The organism is Micromonospora sp. NPDC047753 (assembly GCF_040642735.1).
Taxonomy (GTDB): Bacteria; Actinomycetota; Actinomycetes; order Mycobacteriales; family Micromonosporaceae; genus Micromonospora.
In genome coordinates this window covers 1-5,625 of record NZ_JBEYSL010000447.1, presented here as the reverse complement: position 1 = coordinate 5,625, position 5,625 = coordinate 1, and the positions used below count along the sequence as shown (strand labels likewise).

The window sequence follows — 5,625 nt, the reverse complement described above, 5'->3', positions numbered from 1 at the left end:
GCTGCTCGCCGAAGTGATCATCAGGGTTGGCGGCCGGTCGCTGCTCGACCTCGCCAGCGCGCTCAGTGAGGCCGACGCGGTGGCCCAGACCTCGCTGGGCACCTCGCGGGTCGACAACGGCATCTGGGTGCTCTTCGTGGGGGCGCTGACCGCGCTCATCGCGTTCGGCCGCACGCTCAGCCCCGCCCACAGCGACGACGACGAACCCACCCACGACCCGAACCCGGTCGCGGCCCAGGTCGACCCGGCGGACGACAAGCCGGGCTACGCCAAGGCGTTCGACGCCGACCCGGCCGAGACGTTCGACGCACCTGAGACCTCCGACGCCGACCAGGCAAAAGCAGACCCAACGCGCTGAGCCGCCCCCCTTCCCCGGTCGATCATGGAGTTGTGGTGGGCGGTTCACCCGCCTGGGCGGCTTATGCTCACCACCACAACTCCATGATCGGCGCCGGGGGCAGCTCGGGCGGTCTGGGCCGGTGTTCCCGGTCAGTCGGTGGCGTGGAGAAGCTGGTCCAGCTCCGTCACGTCGTACCACTCCAGTTCGTGGTCCTCGGCGCCGTCGACGGTGAACTGGGCGTCCGGGTCACCAGCCGCCGCCTCGGCCACCACGTCGGCAGCCGCGCCGACCTCCTCGGCCGCGTCCGCGCCATCCACGTGGATGGCCGCGACGGCGCCCACCGGCACGGCGTTGGTCAACGCCACAGAGCTGGAGCCGAGCTCACCGTCAGCGCGCCCGACCGCCGCCGACGGCAGGTCGACCGAGACGACGACGCGACGCCGGGGAGCGGTCGGATCGGCCCGGAGCAGGTGCAGGGCGTCCTGGGCTGCGCGGGTGAAGGCGACATACTCCAACTCCTCCTCGTCACCCTCGGCGTACCACTCACGAAGCGCCGGAGTCACGGCGTGCGCCTGGTCGGCGGCCAGCCCCTCCTCGCGAAGCCGGGCCAGCATCGGTACGGTCGCCGGCACGTACACCCGGACAAGCTCGTCGGTCACCGGTCGTCTCCCCGCGTCGTCCTCCACCGGCGGCCGCCGGCACGGGCGCAGATCATGCCGCACGCCGTGACCGTCATACACCCCGGCTCCGGCCGGAGGAAGTTTCCCGCCGGTGTGTCCCGCGCGGGTTGGTCGGCCACCGGACCGGTGCGGCGCTGGGCGGCGGGGTCTGTCGGTGGCAAACTGAGCCAAACGACATCAACCCCGGGAGTTTCTGTGGAACCCAGGTTCCTGCTGCTCTCCGACGTGGCCGCCGAGCTCAACGTGTCGGACTCGCAGGTCTACCACATGGTGCGCAGCGGTGAACTGCCGGCGATCAAGATCGGCGGGCGCGGCCAGTGGCGCGTCGAGCGCACGCGGCTGGAGGAGTACATAGCGCGCAAATACGATGAAACGGCAGACTGGGTGCAGAGCAACCCGCTGGTCGACCGCGACCCGGAGTAGCAGCGCCCCGCCCCACCCGTCCATCCCGCGCGCCGAGCCCCGTCGAGCCCCGCCGAGGCCCGCCGACGCCCGCCGACGCCCGCCGACGCCCGCCGACGGCATGATCCACTCGGTTTCGCGGAAGTCGGGGCATTGAGGCCGCTCGGACACCGCGTCATCAAGGAACCCGAGTGGATCATGCCCTTTGTCGGGTCGAGGCCACCGCGAAGCCATTGACCGAGGCCGTTCCGTCACTCAGAATCGAACTAGTCGGAGGCAAACGTAGGCAAACGCAAGATCGAAGGGGCCCTGATGAGCGGAGCGCGACCCGGTCCTTCCCGACCACCAGTGCGGCTACGCCCCGTTCCGCCCTTCGACCCGCCCTACGTGGACGAGAGCGACGGGTCGTACTGGCCGGGGCCGACCGACGGTCAACTCGCCCTCGACCTGTTCGCCTCCACCCGACCCAGCCCGGTTCGGCCGGCGGAGCGGCGAGCAGCCCTGCGCCCGGTGCCCAGCCGGTCCACCACCCACCCGGTCGCGTCGTTGCCGCCGTCGACCGCACCGGAAACCACCCGGGCCGCGCACCGCTTCGTCGGCACCTGCCTGGAGGTGGTCAACGGCTACCGTTCACCGACCCAGGTGCGAGCGCTGCTCGACCCGGCCCGAGCGGGCGACCTGCTGACCGAGCTCGCCCGCGCATCCGGCCGGGCCGGGACATCCCGCCGCCGTAGCGGCCGGCCGCTGGTCCGGCTGCTACGCCTGCGGGTCTGTGAGCCCCGGGAGACCGCAGTGGAGGCGGCAGCCGTCCTCACCGGCGCGGGCGGCCGAAGTTGGGCGATGGCTTTGCGCCTCGAACATCGCCGGGGCCGCTGGCTCTGCGTCGCCCTGCACGTGCTCTGACCCGCCTGCCCCACACGGCGGCGAGGCTCACAAGAACACCGACGGGCCCCGGCCTGGTCGGCCGGGACCCGTCGGTCAGACGCTGTCGGTGCAGCTGCTGTTGGTCAGTTGCCGCCGTTGGGCGCGCCGTGGCAGCGCTTGTACTTGCGGCCCGAGCCACACGGGCACGGCGCGTTGCGGGACGGGCCGTTGCTCGCCTCCGCCTGGTTCGGTGCCGGCCGACGGGCAGCAGCCGACGGAACAGCCGGGCCACGCAACCCGGATGCCGGCCGCTGCGGCGCGGACGGCGCGCTCCGCCCCGGTGCCGCCGGAGCACCCGGAGCCGGTCGGCCCACACCGAGCGCCGGTGCCTGCTGTTCGGCCTGCTCCACGGCGACCGCACCCGGGCTGGCCTCACCGTCGATGGTGGGGGCGGAGTATTGCAGGCCCTGCCGCCGCGGTGCCTGGTTGACCTGGCCCTGTAGACGCAGGGGCTGACGCCGTTGCGCGCTGCCGCTATCGTCTCGATCACCGCGCCGGTACCCCTCCGGGCGGAGAGTCGGGAGGCAAGTCGGTGCTGGAGGATCTGTTCAGCGGTGCCTGGCAGAGCGTCGTTTTCGGGATCGTCGGCGTCGGCCTCATGGCCGCCGGCTTCGGGCTCGTCGACCTGCTCACCCCGGGCCGGCTGCGAGACCTGATCTGGGTCGAGCGCAACGCCAACGCGGGGTTGCTGCTCGCCGCCAACCAGCTCGGCATCGCCGGGATCGTCTTCACCGCGATCCTGACCAGCTACAGCGACTTCGGCAAGGGGATCGCCTCCACCGTGGTCTTCGGACTGGTCGGGTTGGCGATCATGGCGCTGGCCTTCGTGGTGCTGGACCTGCTCACCCCCGGCAAGCTCGGCGAGGTCATCTGCTCGCCCGAGCCGCACCCGGCTGCCCGGGTCAGCGCCGCCACCCACTTCGGGGCCGCGCTGATCGTCTGCGCCTGCATCGCCTGACGGCCACTTCCCGCGTCACCACGCGGGCGGTGCGCCTGCGTTCCGTCGTGCGCGGCCGGTCGTGCGTGGCTGGTCGTTGGCGGCCGGTCGTGCGTGGCTGGTCGTGCGTGGCCGTCGTGCGTGGCCGGTCGTTGGTGGGCCGCTGGGCGTCCGTGGGCGGGCGCCCGTGAGGTGGTCCGTGGCCGGGGTCGTTGGCAGTCGGCCGCTCGTCCGTGGGCGGGCGTCCATGGCCGGTCGTTGGCGGGCGGCCGCTCGTCCGTGGCCGCTCGTCCGTGGCCGCTCGTCCGTGGCCGGTCGTCCGTGGCCGGGCGTGCGTGGGCCGGCGTCTGTGGGTGGGGCGTTCGTGGGCCGGCGTCTGTGGGTGGGCGTGCAGATCTTGGACACTTTCCGTCATGACCTGACGGAAAGTGTCCAAGATCTCTGGCCGGTGGGCCGCTCGCGGCTGTGGGCGGTCGACGCAGGGCGTCGTACCTCGGCCGTAGCGTGCCGGGTATGAACCGCACCGATCGCCTCTACGCGCTGGTCGAGGAGCTGCGGGCGGTGTCACCACGGCCGCGCAGCGCCCGCTGGCTGGCCGCGCGTTTCGAGGTGAGCAGCCGGACCATCGAACGGGACCTCGGCGCGTTGCAGGAGGCCGGGGTGCCGATCTGGGCTGAGCCCGGGCGCACCGGCGGCTACGTCCTGGACCGCGCCCGCACCCTGCCGCCGGTCAACCTGACCGCCGCCGAGGCGGTGGCGATGGCCGTGGCGCTGCACCGGCTTGCCGGCTCGCCGTTCGCCGGGCCGGCCGCCACCGCGCTGCGCAAGCTGGTGGCGGTGCTGCCGGCCGCCGATGCCGCCGAGGCACACCGCCTCGCCGACCGGGTGCACCTGATCGGCGACGGGCCGGCCGCGCCCGTCCCGGCCACCGTCGCCGACGCGGTCACCGCGCGGCGGGTGCTGCGCATCCGGTACGCCGACCGTGGCGGCGCCGACTCGACCCGTGACGTCGAGCCACTCGGCTACCTCGGTAACTCCCGACACTGGTACCTGGTCGCCTGGTGCCGTCTGCGCGACGAGCTGCGGTGCTTCCGTACCGACCGGATCCTGAGCGTGTGGGCGCTGCCCGACGTGGTGGCCCGGGAGCTACGCCTGACGGATCTCGACATCCCGCACGAGCGGGTCCGCCCGCTGAGCCTGGTCTGAAGCGGGCTCGGCGCTCGGCGGCCTGGTCTGGAACGGGCTCGGCGCTTCGGCAAGGTCTGAAGCGGGCTCGGCTCGACGGCCTGATCCGAGACCCGTCCGCGGCGCGGCGGGCTGGGTCTCGTCACCGAGAAACCCGCCGGGTGATCCGGAAACACCGACAGGACGCTGTCGCCAACGGCCCTGAGACTGCTCCAGACGACGGCCGAGCGGCCGGCACGAAATATTCTGGAGGCAGTAGATGTCCAGGTCCACCACGCCCATCACCTGGTTCGAGATCGGCACCGACCGGCCCGAGGACGCGGAGCGGTTCTACGGAGAGCTGTTCGGCTGGACCTTCGAGGAGCAGGGCTCGCCCAACGGCGGGTCCTACCGCGTGACCGGGGCCGGCGGGGACACCGGGATCGGCGGGGCGATCCGGGCGACCGACGGAACGTCGCCGAACTACGCGGTGTTCTATGCCGAAGTCGCCGACGTGGCAGAGACCTGCCGACAGGCCGAAGCTGCCGGCGGCCGGGTCCTGGTACCAGCGCGTACGGCACCGAGCGGTCTCCGGTTGGCCCACCTCCTCGACCCGGCCGGCAACCACCTGGGCGTGTTCACGCCCCCGCCCCCGCAGCCCTGACCCCTTCAAGTCCCGCTGATGCCCGGGGTTGGCCTTGTCCCCGGGGCTGGCCCTCGGGTGGGGCTGGCCCTCGGGTGGGGCTGGCCCTCGGGTGGGGCTGGCCCTCGGGTGGGGCTGGCCCTCGGGTGGGGCTGGCCCTCGGGTGGGTCTGGCCCTCGGGTGGGTCTGGCCCTCGGGTGGGGTTGGTCCCGGGTCGCTTGGTCCCGGGGGCTTGGCCCTGAGGCCGTCGCCCTGAGCGGGTGCGATGGCCGGGCCAGCCGGGCAGCACCCACGCGCGTGATCGACTCGGATTTCATGATGTCGGGGTGTCCGAGCGCACGGGACACCGCGACATCACGGAAACCGAGTGGATCAAGCTGCGACGGGCCCGATCCGGGGCCGGGCACGACAGGCTGGACCGGGCACGACAGGCTGGGCCGGGCACGACAGGCTGGACCGGGCACGACAGGCTGGGCCGGGCACGACAGGCCAGATCGGAAGAGCGTCGGGACGGGCAAGAGTGTCGAGTGGCGTG

General features: G+C 72.8%; 6 protein-coding genes and 2 pseudogenes. 6 read left to right on the top strand and 2 right to left on the bottom strand.

The window, feature by feature from the left end:
* Positions 1-358: pseudogene (locus ABZ749_RS28080) on the top strand (hypothetical protein); the annotation flags it as partial.
* A 131-nt stretch (positions 359-489) separates the two neighbouring features.
* Here the strand turns inward: ABZ749_RS28080 and ABZ749_RS28075 are convergent.
* Positions 490-999: a hypothetical protein gene (locus ABZ749_RS28075; RefSeq protein ID WP_357233072.1), complete on the bottom strand. Its 510-nt coding sequence runs from the start codon at positions 997-999 to the stop codon at positions 490-492.
* A gap of 216 nt (positions 1,000-1,215) precedes the next feature.
* Between ABZ749_RS28075 and ABZ749_RS28070 the strand changes: the two genes are divergently transcribed.
* Together ABZ749_RS28070 and ABZ749_RS28065 are read left to right on the top strand one after the other, a co-directional pair.
* Complete coding sequence (locus ABZ749_RS28070) at positions 1,216-1,443, top strand: helix-turn-helix domain-containing protein (protein ID WP_355005552.1); 228 nt, start codon at positions 1,216-1,218, stop codon at positions 1,441-1,443.
* A gap of 291 nt (positions 1,444-1,734) precedes the next feature.
* Entirely contained in the window at positions 1,735-2,325 is a 591-nt protein-coding gene (locus ABZ749_RS28065; RefSeq protein WP_357233070.1) for an Rv3235 family protein, read from the top strand.
* A 104-nt stretch (positions 2,326-2,429) separates the two neighbouring features.
* On the opposite strand, the pseudogene ABZ749_RS28060 reads toward ABZ749_RS28065, so the two are convergent.
* Positions 2,430-2,795: pseudogene (locus ABZ749_RS28060) on the bottom strand (SEC-C metal-binding domain-containing protein); the annotation flags it as partial.
* Positions 2,796-2,878: 83 nt separating this feature from the next.
* Here ABZ749_RS28060 and ABZ749_RS28055 point away from each other — a divergent pair.
* The 3 genes from ABZ749_RS28055 (at position 2,879) to ABZ749_RS28045 (ending at position 5,111) form a co-directional block, all read left to right on the top strand.
* Positions 2,879-3,304: a DUF350 domain-containing protein gene (locus ABZ749_RS28055; RefSeq protein ID WP_355008888.1), complete on the top strand. Its 426-nt coding sequence runs from the start codon at positions 2,879-2,881 to the stop codon at positions 3,302-3,304.
* Positions 3,305-3,796: 492 nt separating this feature from the next.
* Complete coding sequence (locus ABZ749_RS28050; protein WP_357233068.1) at positions 3,797-4,489, top strand: WYL domain-containing protein; 693 nt, start codon at positions 3,797-3,799, stop codon at positions 4,487-4,489.
* A 238-nt stretch (positions 4,490-4,727) separates the two neighbouring features.
* Entirely contained in the window at positions 4,728-5,111 is a 384-nt protein-coding gene (locus tag ABZ749_RS28045) for a VOC family protein (protein ID WP_357207162.1), read from the top strand.
* The last annotated feature ends 514 nt before the right edge of the window (positions 5,112-5,625 follow it).

Coding starts and splice junctions, on each gene's coding strand:
- ABZ749_RS28065 (WP_357233070.1), top strand. CDS start 1,735: ATGAGCGGAGCGCGACCCGGTCCTTCCCGACCACCAGTGCGGCTACGC.
- ABZ749_RS28050 (WP_357233068.1), top strand. CDS start 3,797: ATGAACCGCACCGATCGCCTCTACGCGCTGGTCGAGGAGCTGCGGGCG.
- ABZ749_RS28045 (WP_357207162.1), top strand. CDS start 4,728: ATGTCCAGGTCCACCACGCCCATCACCTGGTTCGAGATCGGCACCGAC.